An 18,924-nucleotide genomic window follows, 5' to 3' on the forward strand; every position below is an offset into this window, starting at 1 on the left:
TAGATTGTGAGCGCAGTTTCTGTATCGGAGTCCAGCGTGCGGCCGATTCTGGCTGATTCTGTCGATCTGGCCCGCCGTGCGCTCCTGGAGTTGGAGCCGGATGCCGTTGGCGCGTACCTCGGTGTGATCGCCGAGGACGAGAACGCGGCGACGCACCGGTTCGAGGCCACACTGCCCGGCTATCGCGGGTGGCAGTGGGCGGTCGTACTGGCCGCAGCACCGGGAGCGGAGCACGCGACGGTCAGCGAGTCCGCGCTGCTGCCGGGGCCCGATGCCCTGACCGCACCCGACTTCGTGCCATGGGAGCAGCGGATTCGACCGGGAGACCTCGCGCCGGGAGACCTGCTGGCCCCGGCCGTCGATGACGCGCGCCTGGTGCCAGGCTATATCGCGACCGGTGATCCGGTGGTCGACGAGGTTGCCTACGAGGTCGGCCTCGGTCGCACCAAGGTGATGAGCAGAGAGGGGCGCGAAGAGGCCGCTCAACGCTGGTATACCGAATGGGGCCCCGATTCCGATATGGCCAAGGCCGCGCCGTCCACCTGTGGGCGCTGCGGTTTCTATCTGCCGCTGGCAGGGTCGCTGCGCGCCGCGTTCGGCGTGTGCGGTAATGCCATGGGCGCCGATGGACATGTCGTCCACATCGCCTATGGGTGTGGCGCGCACTCCGACACCGTGCTCCCCAGTGGTAGCGGTTCTCCGCTGTACGAGGCGTATGACGACGCGGCCATCGAAGTGATCGCTCTGGACGGCCGGGCGGCCGAGCAGGCCCCGCGCACCGGGGACGGTCCTGATACCGGTGTCGCGGCTGTCGAGAGCACCGATCCGGCCGAGGCCGCGGACCGCACGGAGACGGTGTCCGATCCGGCGGACGAGGATGTCACCGACTGCGCGGTCACCGCAGGTACAGACGAGCCGAGCATGGTGCCGGCGGGTACGGACCAGGTAGAAGAGGCCACCGAGCGCATGCGCGGCCGATCCGTTTTCCCCGCAGCGGCTGAGGGTGCCGAGGTTACTGAAACCGCTACGGAGAGTGAGACGACCTCATCGCCGCGGAGCTGACCGAGGCTGCCGACCCCTTCGGCACTTCGGCGCTGCGTGCGGCGGTGCTCACCGCATGGCGTGATTCGCCGACGCGGCTACGCGAGGATGCCGCCACCGAGAGCGACCTGGTGCGCGCGGGCTACCGCGACCGGTTACTGACCGAATTGGCGCAGAACGCGGCCGACGCCGCGGCAGGAGCAGGGATCGATGGGCTCCTTTCGGTCCAGCTGGAAGGCCGTGAGCTGCGAATAGGTAATACCGGCGCACCATTGGACCGGTCCGGGGTGCACGCGCTCACCGCGCTGCGCGCGTCGGAGAAGCCAGGCATGCCGGAACAGCCCGGTACCGGCACGGTGGGCCGTTTCGGGGTCGGGTTCACCGCGGTACTCGCGGTGAGTGACGACATCGAGGTGCGTTCGACCACCGGATCGCTGCGCTTTTCCCGCACTCTGACCAGGCAGGCACTCGACGCGGGTGCGATCAGGGTTCCGCACGTCGAGGTAGGTGAATTCGCCCCTCCAGTACTGCGATTGGCTTGGCCGAGCCCGGCTCGGCCCGCCGCTGACCTCGATACCGAGATCGTGCTGCGGTTGGGTGCCGAGATAGATGCCGCCGCGCTGCTGGCCGCGATGCGTGCCGAAGCTGTCGACCTACTTCTGGAACTTCCGGCCTTACGGCGCATCCGGATCGGCACCGAAGAATTCCTCAGCGGCGCCGAGGACTTGGGCGGCGGCCTGAGTGCGGTATCTGTCGACGGTCCAGGTGCCGAACGACGGACCTGGTGGCAGTACCGCGCGCGGCGGGCGCGTTGGCTGCTACCGGTGCGGGATGGCAGGCCGGTGGCCGCTGCCGCGGATGTACTACGCGCACCGACCAGATCCGATGAGACGCTGTCCTTGCCCGCGCTGCTCATCGCCGATATCCCCATGCAACCGGATCGCCGCAGACTGTTACCTGGTGCCAGGCTGAACGAGCTGGCCGATGGCTATGCGGATTTCGCTCGCGCGCTTCCGCCCCGTGAGCGCCTTGTGCTGGTCCCTGCCCCTGGGTTCGCGCGTAGTGTGGCCGATGCGCTATTGCGTGAAGCGTTGGTGCGCGAACTGCAAACCCATTCCTGGCTTCCGGTCGTTGCCGCTGCGCAGAGTGTGCGGTCGGACGGTTTCGACTCCGCCGAGCTGGATGCCTGCCTCGACGACACGTCGATCACCACACCTCCAGCCCGGCCACCAGGCACCGCGATTCCCGTCCACGCGTCCGTCTTCACCGGTCTGACCGAGGAGATGGCCTGCCTGTTCGATGAGGTGGCAGGTCCGTTGGTGATTCCGGATCTTTCCGGTCGGACACAGGCCGAGGCGATGGGTGTGCTGGATGTGCACCGGCTTGGGTTGGCGCGTCTCGCGGAATTGTCGGTGGGTCTGCAGCGCCCGCCGACCTGGTGGCGGGAATTCTATACGGCATTGGAGCCGTTTGTACTTGATCCGCTTGCGGCAGAGGAACTAGGGGCGCTGGCGGTGCCGCTGGCCGATGGCAGGCTCGTCACCGGGCCACGGACGGTAGTGCTCGACGATCAGCTGGATATCCCGATCCCGGTGCACTGGGCACGGCTCGTGCATCCGGATGCCGCGCACCCACTGCTGGCTCGGCTCGGTGCGCGGTCGGCTACCGTCGAGGACCTCCTCGGCGACCCAGGGTTGCACGCCGACCTGGAGGACCACCCAGGCGATCCGGATACCGCCGAGGCTGTGCTGCGGCTTGCCGCGTACGCCGATCCGGCCGCATTGCCTTCCTGGCTCGGGTTGCTCGAATTGCCCGATGCCGAAGGCGGGGTATTGCCCGCTGATCAGTTACTGCTGCCCGGTGCCCCACTGCGTGATCTACTCGTGCCCGATGCCCCATTCGGGACGGTCGATAAGGACCTGGTCGACCGTTATGGAGCGGATCCGCTGCGCGCGGTCGGAGTCGGCTGGGATTTCGGTGTGCTCGTCGAGGCCGATCCAACCGGTCCTGACCACGATCTGCACGATGAGGAAGACTGGTGGGCGACACTGCCGGACGATCCGCCGGAGCTGGCCGCGGTCCGTGATCTGGACTTGGTCGATGATGCCGCGTGGCCGGAAGCGTTGCGGCACTTGGCCGTAACACCGCGCCTGCGTCGGCTGCTTGCCGATGCCGACGGGTACACCGCATGGTGGTTGCGCAGATACGCGCGGATCGATGGCACTCCGCTCGGCTTGTTCCGGCATCCGGGTAGCACCGCGTTCGCCGGGTTGCTGCCCGCGTTCGCTGTCGCGGGTGTCGATCCGGATGCCTTCCGCGCTGTCCTCGCCCAGGCCGGATCGATCACTCATGAGCTGGCTGCCGCATTACTGGAAGCACTGGCCGATCCAGCGAAAGTTCCGGTGCCGGAGGTAGTGTCGGGCACGCATGCGCGATTGGGCGCCGCGGTCGCCGCAGGCCTGCTCGATCTCGCCGAGCTGGAGCTGCCCGATCGAGTGCGTGCGCTCTCCGGGGCGGTGGTCGTCGCGGGAGATGCGTTCGTTCTCGATCAGCCGTGCTTCGGTTTGGCGGTACCACCGGACCGGTTGGTAGCGGGGGATATCGAAACCGCCTCGGCTCTTGCGGATTTGCTCGATGTGCCGCTGATCTCCGAGGCGGTCACTGCCGAGGTGATCGGCCCCGGCCGCCGCACCACCTGGGCGGCCGAGCCGCTCGGTATCGTGCTGCGTCTGATATCTCCTCAGCTCGCACCCGAGACCGAACTGGTTGTGCACAGGGATCTACTGGTGCGGTTGAGCGGCGCTATCGAGACTACGGTCGAGGTGCCCTGGTGGCAGGACGGCGCCACGGTGCACCTCCGTGCGCCACAGGTGCGCGGCTGAGCGGCGACTCAGTACTCCGCGTACCCGGTGAGAATCTCGCTCAACAGATCCAGTTGCTTACGCACACTATCGCTGTCGTTGTCCACCAACCACCGCAATACGATGCCGTCGATGAGATTGAGGGTGAACCGGCTCAGTGTCGCTACCGGGACCGCCCATTGGGTACCGGTAGCGTCACGTGCGTGTTTCAGCATATCGGCGACGGTGGAGTCGTTGAACTCGTACTGCTCGCGTGCTATCGCGAGTTTGGCGGGCGTCTTTCCGCCTGCACGCAGTGCGTATGTAGTGGTTTCATAAGTGAGTAGCTGCCGTTCAGGAGCTTCTTCTATATTGAGCCACAGGAGTTCCAGGCCGCCACGGACCAATTTCCGAAGGGCTTCCTTTCCGCTTCCGACGCTTTGCCACACTGCTTCGTTCGCATCGATGGCGTCACGTAACTCCGTCGACAATGCTTTGACCAACTCGGTCATCAGCGCGTCTTTGTTTTCGAAGCAGTAATGCACCACACCGAGTGAGACGCCTGCGGCCTGGGCGACATCGCGCGTGGTCACGCCCGCTACACCCTTTTTTTCGGCAAGGCCGATCGCGGCCTCGATAAGGTGGGCCCGTCGTTCTTCGACGCTCAGTCGGGAGGACACTCATGGAGTTAAGCGCTCGTGGCGCGTGCAGTCAATTGCCCACTCGGAAACATCTTCACTGGACGAGTGACCAGTTGTGTGGTTCGCTACATCCGACGAAAGGACGATGAGCATGTCGCTGTCGCGCAGAACTGTTCTGTCCCGGACCGCGATCGGTTCCGCTACGCTCGCGGCCGCGACGATGCCAGGGATGAGCGATGTGCTCGGCGCCGCGGCGGTCGCTACGCCGGATTCCGGCGGATACGAAATCGGCATCGGGCTCTCCGATATCACCGGGCCTGCCGCGGAATGCGGAATGATGGGCTATTCCCAGGTCGAGCAGCAGACCGCTGGTATCCACCTGCGGCCGAGGGCCAGGGCATTCATCATCGGCAGTGGCGGGCGCCGTATTGTTTTCGTGGTCGCCGACAATGGCATGATCTTCCAATCCGTGCACCGTGGTGTGCTGCTCGAACTGGCCCGCCGCTTCGGCGATTTGTATACCGAACAGAACGTACTGCTCACCTCGACACATTCGCATGCGACCTGCGGTGGATCCAGTAACGACTACGCCTACAACTTGTCCATCCTCGGGTTTCAGCAGCAGGTGTACGACGCCGAGGTGAACGGGATCGTCGAGGCGATCGAGGCCGCGCACAACGATCTCGGTCCCGGCTCGCTCACACTCGGTCGTAGTGAGCTGCACGATGCGAGCGTGAATCGTTCCAGGGTGGCTTGGGAGCTCAATCCGTCTGCCGACAGAGAACACTTCCCCGATGCCATCGATCCGGCGGTTACCGCGCTCACCTTGCGTAAGAACGGCGTGGCGGTAGGGGTTATCACATGGTTCGCCACCCACTGCACCTCTATGACCAACACCAACCATCTGATCAGTGGGGACAACAAGGGTTACGCCTCATTCTCCTATGAGCACCTCGAACACGGCGTGCGCTACCTGGACGGTAAGCCGACATTCCTCGCCGCCTTCGCGCAGACCAACGCGGGGGATATGTCCCCGAACCTGGATCTGCGGCCGGGTTCCGGCCCCACCGAGGACGATTTCGACAACACCCGCATCATCGGTGAGCGCCAATACCTGGCATCCAAAGAAGCGGTGGCGCACGCGCAGTCGATCGGGGGTCCGGTCGATGCGATGCTCTGTTATATCGACTTGGCCGATATCGCCGTAGCCGGTCGTTTCACCCCGGATGGCCAACCACGGCATACCGCTCCTGCTGCCGTGGGCGTTTCCCTCTTCGCGGGCAGCGTCGAGGACGGCCCCGGAATACCCGGAGTGCCGGAGGGGGTACGCAACCCTTTCCTCGAGTCTCTCGGTAACCCCGACCAGCCCGCCCCGGCCTGGTTGGCCGACGCCCAGGCACCCAAAGCGATCGCGGCGCCGCTCGGGTTGCTGCCTCCGGTGCCATGGGTACCGAATGTGCTGCCGATCCAGCTGGTGCGTATCGGAGAGCTCTACTTGGCCGCCGCGGGAGGTGAATTCACCATCACCGCGGGACTACGTATCCGCCGGGCTGTCGCCGCAGCGCTTGACGTTCCATTGGAGCAGGTGCTCGTACAGGGATACGCGAACGCCTATCACGGATATGCGACCACACCGGAGGAGTACGACTCGCAGCAGTACGAAGGCGCTTCGACGCTGTTCGGCCGCTATACGCTGTGCGCCTATCAACAAGAATTCACCCGTTTGGCCACCGCGTTCGCCGCCGCGCAACAGGTGCCGCGTGGCCCGGCCCCGCGCGATGTGTCTCAGCTACAGCCGAATTTTCAGCCGGGCGCGGGCCCTGATATGGCTGCCGCCGGCCGTAGCTTCGGCGATGTGCTGGTACAGCCTGCCCCGCTCTACCACCGTGGCGGACACGTAGCGGCCGAATTCGTCTCGGCGCACCCGAAGCACGATACCCGCCGCAACGGTACGTTCTTGGCCGTGCAGCGCAGGAATGCCGCTGGTACATGGGTGCGGGTGGCCAACGAAGGCGAGTGGGCGGTGAAGTACTACTGGAGCAAGCGCGGCGCTGCCGAGTCGGTGGCTCGATTCACCTGGGACATCCCTGCCGATGCCGCACCGGGTCGCTATCGCTTCCAGCATTACGCGACCCGCCTCGGTCCCGACGGCTCGCTGGTCGCATTCACCGGGACCACCGATGAATTCGAGGTGGGCTGAGCGCGGTCCGGCTCGGCTACAAGCCCGCTTGCGCGCCCTTGTCCCCGCGGCGCGCGCTGCGGCGCTGGATCAGATAGATCGCGAGTGCGAGTACGCCGACCACCAGCCCCATCAGGCAGACCGGGCGAGCCGACGCCCAGCGCTCGCCGCCTGCCCACACCACGATCGTGGCGATCAACCACAACGCATTGCCGACCGCGAGTACCGGGCGCGGATCGGTCAGGCGTGGCGGAAGTCGCGGGACATTCTGCGTCACAGCCCCAAGCCTAACTGCGCGGACTCGGCTGGTGGAACCAGGCAGCCCGGCACGGTCTATCGCCTGCCGAACGGCTGGTCGCTGTCCACGATCTCGCGGCCGAGCGGAAACAGCGAAAGAGGTATGAACTTCAGATTCGCCCAGCCGAACGGGATACCGATGATCGAGAGGAACAGCGGAATGCTGGTGAGCAGATGGCCGAGCGCCAACCACCATCCGGCCACAATGAACCAGATGATGTTGCCGATCAACGACCCCGCGCCGGCACCGGGTTTCTCCACTGTCGTCCGCCCGAACGGCCACAGCACGTAGATCGCGATTCGGAAGGACGCGATCCCGAAGGGAATTGTGACGATCAACAGGAAGCAGATGATCCCCGCGACGATGTAGCCGAGCGCCATCCAGAGTCCGGCGAAGAGCAACCACACGATGTTGAGAACCAGCTGAATCGGCTTCATGACACCAGCATGCCAGCCTCGGGTCGCATTCAGGGCATTTGTTCCTTTCCGATAGTGGGTATCGCGGCCTGCGCAGTCAGAAGTAATAGGTGGTCAGAAGAACCAACCGAGCGCCGCGTCCCGCTCCACGCGGAAGGCGGCGTCGAGTGCGTGCAGTCGTGCGGAATCCTTGGCCCGCAAACGGTTCGCCGCGGCGAATACACGCGCGGAATGCGCACCGAGGTACATGCTGCCCAAGACATCGATACCGCACTCGAGATCGGCGGCGCGGCCAGTGGGTTCGCAGGTCGCCTTGCCGTCCCGCACGCGCAGTGCGAACCTTCCGCCCGCGTTCCGGAAGGGGTCGGTGACATCGACCACCACATCCAGGTCGTTCATGTACGTGCGCGCCATCAACGCGGCGGGAATGTCCATGAGGCGCAGCCACAGTACGTCGTAGCGCGCCGTGGTGCGCACCAGCCGGGAGTCCGACAGCAGATAGAGCAGCGGATCGTGGTCGGTGAGCGTGCCCCGTACCTGCTGGACCAGGTCGAGGCCGAGCAGGGTCCGCCACAGTGCCGCGTGTGCCGTTGTGGTGACTGTGCGTAGTTCGACGATATCGATCGTCTTCGTCCAGCCTTCGGAGTGGAACCGATACAGGACGTATCCGTCCGCGTGGCGCATAGCGAACAGGTCGCTGTCATGGCCGCGAGAGCGCTGTGGGGCGTCGAACAGGATGTCCCAGCTTGCCGCGGGGCGTGTCTGCGCACCGGGAGTCAGCCTGCGCCAGCGATCATAGATTGCTTCCGCCGCGGCGCGTATATCGCTCGGCGCGCATAGTGTGACCCCACCGGGATCCGGCGCCGAGGATCGGAATTCTGCGAGCTTGCGATCGATGCCGACGGCGTTCTCCCAGGTCGCCGGACCGTAGCCGAATCGGCCATAGATGCCGCCTTCACTGACGGTGAACATGGTCAGCGGCAGTCCTGCCGCCTCGACACGCCGATGTTGTTCGGTGTACATGGCGCGCAGAATGCCGCGCCGCCGGTGTGTCGGCGCTACGCAGACACCCGTGATGCCGCATACCGGAACGGTTCGTTCGCCGGGTACGGTCACCGTCATCGTGGTCGACTGGACATGTCCGACGATCTGTCCGTTCTCGACCGCGACGATCGAATCCTCCAGAGGGAACAGTGACAGAGTCCGATCCCGTTCCATCGGATCGTAACGGCTGCCGAAGGAGGTCTCCACTAATGTTTTGATCGCGGCGTTGTCGTCTTCGTCCGCGGGGCGAATTGTGATTCCCGGAAGGGGCATGTCTCGACCATCTCACGTTCGCACCCGCGGTTGTACTGCTTTTCCGCGCGGTCGTGCGCACCGGTTCGGTCCCGATCCCCGCCGCACGGCAGGATAGGGGGGTGGCCGAAGTGATCGATATCGACGACCCTGCTGACCCTCGGGTCGACGACTTCCGTCATCTCGCGTCAGCCGACCGCAGACCGGATCTGCCCGGTCGCAAGGGGCTGGTGATCGCTGAGGGTGTCGTCGTGGTGCAGCGAATGCTCGATTCGAGATTTGCGCCGGTCGCCCTGCTCGGGGTGGAGCGTAGACGCGCGGAACTCGCCGATGATCTGGTTGCCGTCGACATCCCGTATTACCGCGTCACGGCCGAGGTGATGGCCGAGGTGGTCGGATTTCATCTCAATCGCGGTGTGCTCGCCGTGGCTCATCGCCCCGCTGCGCTCGGTATCGAGGAAGTGACCGAGAAAGCGCGGACCATCGCGGTACTCGAAGGTGTCAACGATCACGAAAATCTCGGTGCTATGTTCCGCAATGCCGCCGGACTCGGGGCAGACGCGATTCTGTTCGGCGACCATTGCGCCGATCCGCTCTACCGTCGTTCCGTGCGGGTTTCGATGGGGCATGTGCTGCGGGTTCCTTTCGCGGCGGTACCCGACTGGCCTGCCGGCCTGGAGATAGTGCGAAACAAGGGCTTCCAGGTCATCGCGCTCACTCCGAACCCGTCCGGGACGAGTCTCGCGACGGCGATGCGGGGGCAGCGGGTGGCATTACTGCTCGGGGCCGAGGGACCGGGATTGACCGAGGCGGCCATGCGGGCAGCCGATGTCCGTGCGCGCATCCCCATGACACCGGGCACCGATTCACTCAATGTCGCGACCGCGGCGGCGATGGCCTTCTACGAACGGGTGCGGATCGCGTGACCGGTCGTCGGCCGGACCCGGCCTATCGGGATCCGACACCGTGGGGCGCCGGTCTCACCGTGACGACCATCGTGGCACTGCTTTCGGCAGTCGCGGTGTACTCCTTCGGCGCCGCCCTGGCCGAAGTGCAGCCGTTGCTCGCGGTGGCGGTGAATCTGGTCGCGGTGGGCGGTGCCGCGCCGACCGCGTGGCGGTGGCGCTGCACCCCGGTCGTTCGGTGGGTGCTCGCAGGTATCGCGGTCGGCGTGTTGCTCGGGTGGACCGGGCTGCTCGGCGGGCTGCTCATCGGTTAGCGGCGCCCTGCTCCAAGCGTCGATCGCCTACGGCGCCCATGGACGCAGGCCGGATCCACGCAATAGGCCGAACAGTCCGCGCCTGCGCCGTGCCGTGGGCGCCTCGTGCTCGGTCGGGCTTGTGCCCCTTGGGTGGAGTGTGAAGCCGCAGACGGGAATATCGTCTGGCGTGAGCGCATCGTCCGTGGCGAGTGCGCGATAGCGGAAGCCGAGCCATTCTTTACCGGCGGCCTCGGCGAACTCCGGCGGATCGAACGGCAGCGTATCCGGATCGGGTAATTCGCCTGGCTGCCAGCGAACCGGATGTTCTCCGGCCCAGTACGGTCGTTCCCATACCAGCGGAAGTCCTTCGTCCTCCAGGATATTCACCCGGGTAGAGCTGAACGATCTGCGGAATTCGCCACGTTCCCAGTGCGCGAAGGCACCCCAGCCGTGCGTTGTATCGAACGACACCAGATACGTGTGTTCGGAAGCCAGTGGGCGTACCAGTAGCTCGGGGAGTTCGGTCGGATGGATGCGCGCGGCCTGGGGGGTGCACAGCACGGTCACGCCGGGAAAACAGCCGATGCGGAGTTCGTCGGTGGCAGGTCCAGCGCAACTGGCGAGTGTGCCGACCGAGCCGGGCAGTATCTCGAGGTCGTCGTGCAACTGCTCGGCCAGTGCCAGTGCGGCTTCTGGGTCCGGGTCGTGGTTCATACGCAGGACCGTTGCCGGGTCGGGTGCATCGATGTACCAGAGCGACCAAGCCTTGGACAGCATTTCCGGTACCTCCCCATAGCCGCACGAATCGAACCCGCGAACTTCGAGCAACGCACAGTGACGTTGAGCCGCACTGCTGCGGTGGCTTGGGTGAACTCAGTGACCCGAGCTGCGCACTCCGAGCAGTACGTCCTCCCAGGACGGCATCGTGGCCTTGCCGCGCTTGCCACGGTTCGGCTTGGCCGGGGCGGCCTTGGCCGCCTGCTTCGCCGGCTCGTCCACAGTGGGGGGCTCGAGTGGATCGGTATCTGCGGTAGGTCCTGAGGCGGTTGTCGTCGTCACGTTGCCGACAGGCATGGCATTGCCGGCGGCGGTGCCCGATGCGCCGGGGTTCGGTACGAGCGCGGTGCCATTGCCACCGGCCGCGGCGGCACGTTGTTCGTAGTAGTCGTCCAGGGTGGGCTGGTCGTGTTTGGCCGAGGTGCGCGCGGGCGGGCCTGCCGACGCGGGGCGGGGCGGGGGCGCCTGCTCCGTTGGCGGTGCGGCCTGTTCCGGCTCGACCGGCACGATGGTCGCCAGCCCGCGCAAAGCGCGACCGAAATCCGGATCGATCAGGTCGGAGGCCGGGTCATCCAATGGCGAGACCGAGCCGCCGTGCGCGTCCGGCTGATAACGCCAGTGCGCGGCGATCTCGGAGCGTCCGTTCCGCCACCGCAATTGGGCGACCCAATATCCTTTCTCGTCTTTCCACGCATCCCATTCGGCGCCTTCGATGTTGTGTCCCCGCGCGGTGAAAGCGGCGGTCACCACAGCGATCAGAGTTTCGGTCGCGGGGCCGTCGGAACGGGCTGGGTGCGCCTTCTGAGCGAGCTCGGCTGCCCTCGCACGCTCCAAAAGCACTGGATAGGCGAACCGTTCGACCCGGCTTGCCTGCATACCGGATTCTTCGGTGACCTGCTCAACGGAGGCTCCGGCACGAATACGGGCCTGGATATCGCGGGGACGCATAGTCGCCTCCATTTCGATCTCGATCTGGCCGAATCGGGCAAGGTCCCCGCGCGCGGCGGCACGTAGTTTGTCGTCGGCGGGAAGCCGGAACTTCTGGCCGGATTCGGTATCGACGCACACGATATGCGCGGAGTCGGGCGTTACACCGATCACTCGAAGTTCACGCACCGCTACCTCCTTATCGCGTCGACTCGCGACACCGGCTACTTTCCAAAAGAGTAGTGCACATTCGAGGCTCGTGTGGCGGTGGGGCACTATCTGCGGTAACGCGCACACGAGATTGCGGGATCCTGGTCTGCCCAGAGATGTTCACCCTCTACTTGTCCGAGGCGATTGTATTCTCTTGAGCATCGGGCAGATACGACATATCGGGTAATTGATTTCGAGCGTTCGGTACGTGAGATCGCATGGGAGCGGGGTCTCGGTGAGATCCATCGAGCCGGTGGCCGTGTGGCAGTCGGCGCGATGTGCTGAGCGGGTGCAGTGCAATCGGTGATATGACTCCGAATGACACTGGAGATAAGGGATTCCGGTCGAAAGAGATTTCGTCCGCCGAACATATGCGGTCGATATGCGGAACCACCGTACCCGGAAGGACCTGTGCGAGTGGTCGAACACGCTGCCGTGATGGGTACATCGGCCGCATTTACGCACCGGGTTACCACGGCATCGTGGTGTTTCGCTTCGTACGCACCGATCAACTGCCGGTAAGTACTGGAAGAGTCGGAAGCGGACCGTCCTCGTCCACTGTTTCAGGGCCGCTACGAACAGCGGGCGCGGAAATCTCCGAAGAGACTCCCACGCCCGCGACTACGTTCCACTCGGCACAAAGCAGTACTCGGCCTATGGGGACGACACTGTGCTGGCACAGGTCGGGCGATGACCGGGACCAGGCGATTCGCGATGGTCGGTCAGCCGCGATACTCAGTCCAGATTCTGCACGACCCAGTCGATGGCGCGGGTCAGCTTGGTGATGTCGTCCGGGTCGATCGCCGGGAACATACCGATGCGCAACTGGTTGCGGCCCAGCTTACGGTAGGGCTCGGTATCCACGATGCCATTGGCGCGCAGCACCTTCGCCACGGCGGCCGCGTCGACCGTGTCGGCGAAGTCGATGGTGCCGACCACCTGGGAGCGATGTGCGGGGTCTACGACATAGGGGGTCGCGTATTCGCTCGATTCGGCCCAGGAATACAGCCGCGAGGAGGAGTCGAGCGTCCGCTTGACCGCCCAGTCCAGGCCGCCGTTGCGGTTGAGCCACTCGATCTGATCGGCGAACAGCAGGAGGGTGCCCAGCGCCGGGGTGTTGTAGGTCTGGTCTTTGGTGCTGTTGTCGATCGCGATCGGCAGCGATAGGAAATCAGGCGTCCAGCGACCCGATGCCTTGATCTCCTCGACCCTGGCCAGCGCGGCCGGGCTCATCAACGCGACCCACAGGCCACCGTCGGCGGCGAAGCACTTCTGCGGCGCGAAGTAGTAGACATCGGCGTCGGTGATGGTCACCGGGAGGCCGCCGGCGCCGGAGGTGGCGTCGATGGCGATCAGTGCGTGCTCCGAGCCCGCCGGACGTCGTACCGGGATCGAGACACCGGTCGAGGTCTCATTGTGTGCCCAGCCGATCAGGTCCGCCGACGGGTCCGCTACCGGCTCCGGTGCGCTGCCCGGCTCGGCCGAGACCACGATCGGGTCGGCGATGAACGGGTTGCCCTTGGTGACAGCGGCGAATTTCGAGCTGAACTCACCGTTGGTCAGATGCAGCGAGCGTTCCCGGACCAGGCCGAAGGCCGCGGCGTCCCAGAACGCGGTCGTGCCACCGTTGCCGAGCACGACCTCATAGCCGTCCGGTAGCCCGAACAGGTCGCGCAGGCCGGAACGTACGCGTGCCACCACGTCCTTGACCGGTTTCTGCCGATGCGAGGTTCCGAACACCGAGGCGCCGACGTTCACCAGGGACTGCAACTGCTCCGGGCGTACTTTGGATGGGCCGCAGCCGAACCGTCCGTCGGCAGGCTTGAGATCGTCGGGAATGGTCGGAAACGCAGTGGTCATGGCGAACAGGGTAGTCGGTGATATTGCTGTGACGTCGCCCACACTCCAGCTAACGTAAGTGCCCATGACCATGCCCTCAGTCAAGTCGGGGTGGCGACTACGACCGCGCGCCCGAGTGGTCCGGTTACCTCGAGCATTCCGGTTACCTCGAGTATTCCGGTTACGTGGTGCGACGGTTTCGGATGCCATGCGGCGGGAGTTGCTGATTCGCGGGGAAGCCGGGTCGGCGACGATCCTCCGGGTGCGGTCGCGCCGCTCCGAACCGGGCTACGTGTTCTGGGTCCAGGTACAGCTGGCCGCGGAGTTCCCCTACCGGACCAGGGTGCGGCAACGGGTGCCCGCGGGGGACCTGGAATGGATGCGGCCGGGTGATGTCGTGTGCTGCCGGGTGGATCCGCGCGATCGCGACCGGGTGGTGCTGTTCGCGTCCGCGCTCGAGAAGCAGGGCCGGGCGAGTATCGCGAAGGTCCTCGCCAACGGCAGGCGCGCCGACGCCACTGTGCTCGCCGCCGCCCCGACCGCGGTCGACTACTCCGGGCGCGACGACCCTGTATTGCGCCTCGACCTCGAATTGCGCGCTTGGGACGAGCCAGAGCCGTGGCGGGTCCGCCTGGTTCAGCCGGTGCCATTGACCGCCATCGGAATGGTTGACCTCGGCAGGCATCTGGAGGTGGCCTTCTTCGCGGTCGACCGCGGTGAAACGGTCGCCGTGGATTGGGTGGCCTCGCTAGCGGAATAGCTCAGCTGTGTTTTCCCTCAGCCGGGGTTGTCTCCCGCCGCGGTCGAGGTGAGGCCGGACTAGATGTGCGTGATCGAGTCCCAGCCCGGCACATCGGCGGGTTTGCGTGCGTTCGGCCCGGTGTAGATGGCCGCGGGGCGGACCAGTTTGCCGAGTTGTTTCTGCTCGAGGATATGAGCGCACCAGCCCGCGGTGCGACCACAGGTGAACATAGCGGGCATCATATGCGCGGGCACCTCGGCGAAGTCCAGGATCACGGCGGCCCAGAACTCCACGTTGGTTTCGATGGCGCGGTCCGGACGTCGCTCGCGCAGCTCCGCGAGTGCGGCCTGTTCCAGAGCGGCAGCGACCTCGTAGCGCGGCGCGGCCAGGCGCTTCGCGGTGGCACGTAGCACGCGGGCCCGTGGGTCCTCGGCGCGATAGACGCGGTGGCCGAAGCCCATCAGCTTTTCCTTGCGGTCCAGGATGCCCTTGACCAGAGCGCGTGCGTCGCCGGACTTCTCGACCTCTTCGATCATCGGGAGCACGCGGGCGGGCGCGCCGCCGTGCAACGGACCCGACATGGCGCCGATCGCGCCGGACAGCGAGGCGGCCACGTCGGCGCCGGTCGAGGCGATCACCCTGGCGGTGAAGGTGGAGGCATTCATCCCGTGTTCGGCGGCGGAGACCCAGTAGGCATCGATGGCCTCGGTGTGCCGCGGGTCCGGGTCGCCCTTCCAGCGGGTCATGAAGCGCTCGGTGACCGTGGCGCACTCATCGATCTTCTGCTGCGGGACCGCGGGCTGGTAGATACCGCGTGCGGACTGCGCGACATAGGACAATGCCATTACCGAGGCGCGGGCCAGATTTTCCCGCGCGGTCTGGTCATCGATGTCGAGCAGCGGCTGATAGCCCCAGATCGGCGCGAGCATCGCCAAAGCGGCCTGAACGTCGACGCGCACATCGCCGGTGTGCACAGGAAGCGGGAACGGCTCGGCGGGCGGTAGGCCATGGCCGAACGATCCATCGACAAGGAGTGCCCACGCGTCGCCGAAGGTGACCCGGTTCTCGACCAGATCCTCGATGTCGACACCGCGGTAGCGCAGGGCGCCGCCGTCTTTATCGGGTTCGGCGATGTCGGTGGTAAAGGCCACCACACCCTCCAAGCCACTGACGAAATCGTCGGGCACGGCGGCCTGCTCTCCCGAAACCACGGGGCTGGTAGTAGCCATTACGACTCTCCTTGCGCTGAGGTCCCATGCGCTCGTCGATGAGAAAACGCCGGAACCGACGAGCGCATGTCGATCACCAAAACCTTACAAAACTTTAGCCCCCTGCTACTGCGGAGTAACATTTGGCCCATGCGTGACCTGGATGATTCGCTTCATGGCCAGGAACGGGCCGAGTTCTTCCCCCCTATGGATCTTTCCGCTATGCGGATCGACTACGGCGTATCGCCAGGTGGTGACGAAGACGCCGACCTGGACAAGAGCTGGCTGGCAGGTGGCTGGGAGCCGCTGTTGCGCCACTGGATCGAACAGGCCACTGCGTTCGGTGTCGCCGAACCCAATGCGATGGTGCTGGCCACGGTGTCGTCGGCAGGCGATAGGCCGCGACCGGTTACCAGGACCGTGCTGTGTAAGGGGCTCTCTCCGGCCGGGGTGGTCTTCTACACCAACTACGACTCGGCCAAGGGGGCGCAATTGGCCTCCATCCCCTATGCCGCGGTGACCTTTGTCTGGCCTGCCCTCGGCAGACAGGTACACCTGCGCGGTGCGGTCGAGCGGGTTGGGGCCGAGGCCACGGCGGCCTACTGGCGTTCCCGGCCGCGTGATGCGCAGCTGAGCGCTTGGGCGTCACGGCAGTCCGCGCCGATCGGTTCGCGAGCGGAGCTGGACCGGGCACTGGCCGAATCGTCGGCACGGTTCGCCGATGTCGACGAGATCCCGGTACCGCCACAGTGGGGTGGATTCCTGCTGCGCCCGGAGGAAGCCGAGTTCTGGCAGGGACGGCGCGGTCGATTGCACAACCGGATTCTGGTACGCATTGCCGAAGGTGCGGTCGAGGTCGAGCGGTTACAGCCATAAGGCCGAGTGTTTGCCGCCGACGACATGCGCGGGCGGTCCACGCATCGGTGATGTTTCCCATGGTTTTGTGGTGGCGGCCTTGGGTACAGCTGTAGCTGCTGCCGGGGGAAGTGTGCCCGTAGTGGTGGGCATACGGATCGCGGCAGTCACTTTCCCGGCCTTCAGGCGTTAGCGTGTCGCTCGCACTCATGCTGAAGCACTGGCCGTGACCTGCACCGAGAGCTGGGTGGGCCCGAACTCGGCCTTCAGTAAGGGGCCACGCCGCGCCAGGACGGGTTTGTGAGCCGCCGCAGGACTACCCTCCATATTTGTCCGCGTCGGTGAACGGCTAGCGTTGAGGAAGGCGCACTGCGCTCACTGTGCCGTTGCCTATGGTTCTAGCCTGAGAGGGATCCTTCAGTGCCCGCTGAGAACATTATCAACGTCGATCACGACGCCAAGCCGGTTCTGTCCTATCCCGGCGGGGAGTTCCCTATGACGGTTACCAGGGCCGTCGAGGGCAACGACGGGATAGAGCTTGGAAAGCTCCTGGCCAGTACGGGGTACGTGACCTACGACCCCGGCTTCATGAATACCGCTCCGACCAAGTCGGCCATCACCTACATCGACGGTGAGGCAGGCATCCTGCGTTACCGCGGCTACCCGATCGATCAGCTCGCCGCCGCTTCGACCTTCATCGAGGTCAGCTACCTGCTGATCTACGGCGAGTTGCCGACCAAGGCGGAGCTGGAAGACTTCACCGACCGCATTCGCAGGCACACCCTGCTGCACGAGGATCTCAAGCGATTCTTCGACGGTTTCCCGCGTAACGCGCACCCGATGCCGGTGCTCTCCTCGGCGGTGAACGCGCTGTCGGCCTACTACCAGGACTCGCTCGATCCGCGCGATCCCGAGCAGGTCGAACTGTCCACCATCCGGCTGCTGGCCAAGCTGCCGACCATCGCGGCCTACTCGTACAAGAAGTCGGTCGGACAGCCCTTCCTCTACCCGGACAATTCGCTGAGCCTGGTGGAGAACTTCCTGCGGATGACCTTCGGTTTCCCTGCCGAGCCCTATGAGGTCGATCCCGAGGTCGCCGCGGCCCTGGACATGTTGCTGATCCTGCATGCCGATCACGAGCAGAACTGCTCCACCTCGACCGTGCGGTTGGTCGGCTCCTCCGATGCCAACCTGTTCACCTCGGTGTCCGGCGGCATCAACGCGCTGTGGGGTCCGCTGCACGGCGGTGCGAACCAGGCCGTGCTGGAGATGCTCGACGGCATCAAGGCCGACGGTGGCGATGTCAAGGAGTTCATCCGCAAGGTCAAGAACAAGGAAGACGGCGTGAAGCTGATGGGCTTCGGGCACCGCGTCTACCGTAACTACGATCCGCGCGCGTCGATCGCCAAGAAGCACGCCGATGCCATCCTGAGCAAGCTCGGCGCTGCCGATGAGCTGTTCGATATCGCGCAGGCGCTGGAAGACGCCGCGCTCACCGATGATTACTTCATCGAGCGGCGGCTGTACCCGAACGTCGATTTCTACACCGGCGTCATCTACCGGGCGATGGGCTTCCCGACCCGCATGTTCACCGTATTGTTCGCGATGGGCAGGCTGCCCGGCTGGATCGCGCACTGGCGGGAAATGCACAGCGAACCACTGAAGATCGGTCGCCCGCGGCAAATCTACACCGGCTACGGCGCTCGCGATTATCGTGAGATCGCCAATCGTTGACCGGCTCCATCCAGTACCTAATCGAAGAGGATAACCGAATGACCAAACCGGAGATCGAGTTCCAGGAAGGGCCCGCGCCCACCGAGCTGGTGATCAAGGACATCATCGAGGGGGAGGGCAAAGAAGCCGTGCCGGGCGGCACGGTCGAGGTGCACTATCTCGGCGTCGAATTCGAGTCCGGTGAGGAGTTCGACTCGTCCTGGAACCGCGGCGAGTCCCTAAGCTTTCCGTTACGTGGTCTGATCCAGGGCTGGCAGGACGGCATCCCCGGGATGAAGGTCGGTGGTCGTCGTCAGCTGACCATCCCGCCGGAGCTGGCTTACGGGCCTGCCGGTTCCGGGCACCCGCTGTCGGGTAAGACGCTGGTCTTCGTGATCGACCTGCTGAACGCGAATTAACTGTGGCGGCGCCCGTCTCGGGCGTGACCACAGTCGAAACCTGGTTTCATCGGCATCCGGCTTCGGCGAGTGCATAGTCGGTGCAGTGCGCACCGATACTCGTGCGAGGCGCACCGGTTCCGGCGCGGGTTCTACGCCGGATATCGACGTCGTGTAGGTGTGTTCGCCGACGTTCAGGAACCACACTGGTACATCGTCGCCACCGGATGCCAGTTGTCGTTGCTCTCCCGTGACAAGCGGTAAGGCACATCACCAACCGATTCTCGGCGGTAGCCGCGGATCGGGGTATTGCAGGCCCGTTCGGACAATCACGGAACCGCAT

17 protein-coding genes are annotated in these 18,924 nt (G+C 65.1%); 9 read left to right on the forward strand and 8 right to left on the reverse strand.

The window, feature by feature from the left end; genetic code table 11:
• Nucleotides 1-6 precede the first annotated feature (6 nt).
• Together ACL02S_RS07370 and ACL02S_RS07375 are read left to right on the forward strand one after the other, a co-directional pair.
• Nucleotides 7-1,062, forward strand: a complete 1,056-nt coding sequence (locus tag ACL02S_RS07370) for a DUF3027 domain-containing protein (protein WP_412801536.1) — start codon at nucleotides 7-9, stop codon at nucleotides 1,060-1,062.
• Between the two features lie 44 nt (nucleotides 1,063-1,106).
• Nucleotides 1,107-3,923 (forward strand): sacsin N-terminal ATP-binding-like domain-containing protein, encoded by a 2,817-nt coding sequence (locus tag ACL02S_RS07375; protein WP_412801537.1) that lies wholly within the window; start codon nucleotides 1,107-1,109, stop codon nucleotides 3,921-3,923.
• Between the two features lie 8 nt (nucleotides 3,924-3,931).
• On the opposite strand, the gene ACL02S_RS07380 is transcribed toward ACL02S_RS07375, so the two are convergent.
• On the reverse strand, nucleotides 3,932-4,561 hold the full coding sequence (locus ACL02S_RS07380; RefSeq protein WP_412801538.1) for a TetR/AcrR family transcriptional regulator: 630 nt from the start codon (nucleotides 4,559-4,561) through the stop codon (nucleotides 3,932-3,934).
• 112 nt (nucleotides 4,562-4,673) lie between these two features.
• Between ACL02S_RS07380 and ACL02S_RS07385 the strand changes: the two genes are divergently transcribed.
• On the forward strand, nucleotides 4,674-6,722 hold the full coding sequence (locus tag ACL02S_RS07385) for a neutral/alkaline ceramidase (RefSeq protein WP_412801539.1): 2,049 nt from the start codon (nucleotides 4,674-4,676) through the stop codon (nucleotides 6,720-6,722).
• Between the two features lie 16 nt (nucleotides 6,723-6,738).
• Here ACL02S_RS07385 and ACL02S_RS07390 read toward each other — a convergent pair whose 3' ends face one another.
• The 3 genes from ACL02S_RS07390 to ACL02S_RS07400 all read right to left on the reverse strand — a co-directional run bounded on the left by ACL02S_RS07390 (nucleotide 6,739) and on the right by ACL02S_RS07400 (nucleotide 8,732).
• On the reverse strand, nucleotides 6,739-6,978 hold the full coding sequence (locus tag ACL02S_RS07390; RefSeq protein ID WP_412801540.1) for a DUF2530 domain-containing protein: 240 nt from the start codon (nucleotides 6,976-6,978) through the stop codon (nucleotides 6,739-6,741).
• A 56-nt stretch (nucleotides 6,979-7,034) separates the two neighbouring features.
• On the reverse strand, nucleotides 7,035-7,427 hold the full coding sequence (locus tag ACL02S_RS07395; protein ID WP_412801645.1) for a YccF domain-containing protein: 393 nt from the start codon (nucleotides 7,425-7,427) through the stop codon (nucleotides 7,035-7,037).
• A 102-nt stretch (nucleotides 7,428-7,529) separates the two neighbouring features.
• Nucleotides 7,530-8,732, reverse strand: a complete 1,203-nt coding sequence (locus ACL02S_RS07400; RefSeq protein WP_412801541.1) for a GNAT family N-acetyltransferase — start codon at nucleotides 8,730-8,732, stop codon at nucleotides 7,530-7,532.
• Between the two features lie 101 nt (nucleotides 8,733-8,833).
• Between ACL02S_RS07400 and ACL02S_RS07405 the strand changes: the two genes are divergently transcribed.
• Nucleotides 8,834-9,637 (forward strand): TrmH family RNA methyltransferase, encoded by an 804-nt coding sequence (locus ACL02S_RS07405; RefSeq protein ID WP_412801542.1) that lies wholly within the window; start codon nucleotides 8,834-8,836, stop codon nucleotides 9,635-9,637.
• Nucleotides 9,634-9,930, forward strand: a complete 297-nt coding sequence (locus tag ACL02S_RS07410; protein ID WP_412801543.1) for a DUF2537 domain-containing protein — start codon at nucleotides 9,634-9,636, stop codon at nucleotides 9,928-9,930. Before ACL02S_RS07405 ends, ACL02S_RS07410 begins: the two co-directional genes overlap by 4 nt.
• Before the next feature lie 27 nt (nucleotides 9,931-9,957).
• Here the strand turns inward: ACL02S_RS07410 and ACL02S_RS07415 are convergent, their stop codons facing one another.
• The 3 genes from ACL02S_RS07415 to serC form a co-directional block, all read right to left on the reverse strand.
• Nucleotides 9,958-10,689: a DUF6928 family protein gene (locus ACL02S_RS07415; RefSeq protein WP_412801544.1), complete on the reverse strand. Its 732-nt coding sequence runs from the start codon at nucleotides 10,687-10,689 to the stop codon at nucleotides 9,958-9,960.
• A 96-nt stretch (nucleotides 10,690-10,785) separates the two neighbouring features.
• Nucleotides 10,786-11,805 (reverse strand): septation protein SepH, encoded by a 1,020-nt coding sequence (gene sepH, locus ACL02S_RS07420; protein ID WP_412801545.1) that lies wholly within the window; start codon nucleotides 11,803-11,805, stop codon nucleotides 10,786-10,788.
• A gap of 756 nt (nucleotides 11,806-12,561) precedes the next feature.
• Complete coding sequence (gene serC, locus ACL02S_RS07425; RefSeq protein WP_412801546.1) at nucleotides 12,562-13,686, reverse strand: phosphoserine transaminase; 1,125 nt, start codon at nucleotides 13,684-13,686, stop codon at nucleotides 12,562-12,564.
• A 64-nt stretch (nucleotides 13,687-13,750) separates the two neighbouring features.
• On the opposite strand from serC, the gene ACL02S_RS07430 reads away from it, so the two are divergent.
• On the forward strand, nucleotides 13,751-14,425 hold the full coding sequence (locus ACL02S_RS07430; protein ID WP_412801547.1) for a hypothetical protein: 675 nt from the start codon (nucleotides 13,751-13,753) through the stop codon (nucleotides 14,423-14,425).
• 59 nt (nucleotides 14,426-14,484) lie between these two features.
• Here ACL02S_RS07430 and ACL02S_RS07435 read toward each other — a convergent pair whose 3' ends face one another.
• Nucleotides 14,485-15,636: a citrate synthase 2 gene (locus ACL02S_RS07435; RefSeq protein WP_412801548.1), complete on the reverse strand. Its 1,152-nt coding sequence runs from the start codon at nucleotides 15,634-15,636 to the stop codon at nucleotides 14,485-14,487.
• Between the two features lie 129 nt (nucleotides 15,637-15,765).
• On the opposite strand from ACL02S_RS07435, the gene pdxH reads away from it, so the two are divergent.
• The 3 genes from pdxH (at nucleotide 15,766) to ACL02S_RS07450 (ending at nucleotide 18,602) form a co-directional block, all read left to right on the forward strand.
• A complete protein-coding gene (gene pdxH / locus ACL02S_RS07440; protein ID WP_412801549.1) occupies nucleotides 15,766-16,491 on the forward strand; it encodes a pyridoxamine 5'-phosphate oxidase in 726 nt (241 codons plus the stop codon).
• 399 nt (nucleotides 16,492-16,890) lie between these two features.
• Nucleotides 16,891-18,204, forward strand: a complete 1,314-nt coding sequence (locus ACL02S_RS07445) for a citrate synthase (protein ID WP_412801550.1) — start codon at nucleotides 16,891-16,893, stop codon at nucleotides 18,202-18,204.
• A gap of 38 nt (nucleotides 18,205-18,242) precedes the next feature.
• Nucleotides 18,243-18,602 (forward strand): FKBP-type peptidyl-prolyl cis-trans isomerase, encoded by a 360-nt coding sequence (locus ACL02S_RS07450; RefSeq protein WP_412801551.1) that lies wholly within the window; start codon nucleotides 18,243-18,245, stop codon nucleotides 18,600-18,602.
• The last annotated feature ends 322 nt before the right edge of the window (nucleotides 18,603-18,924 follow it).

Origin of the sequence: Nocardia spongicola (assembly GCF_047200775.1) — a bacterium.
Lineage (GTDB): Bacteria > Actinomycetota > Actinomycetes > Mycobacteriales > Mycobacteriaceae > Nocardia.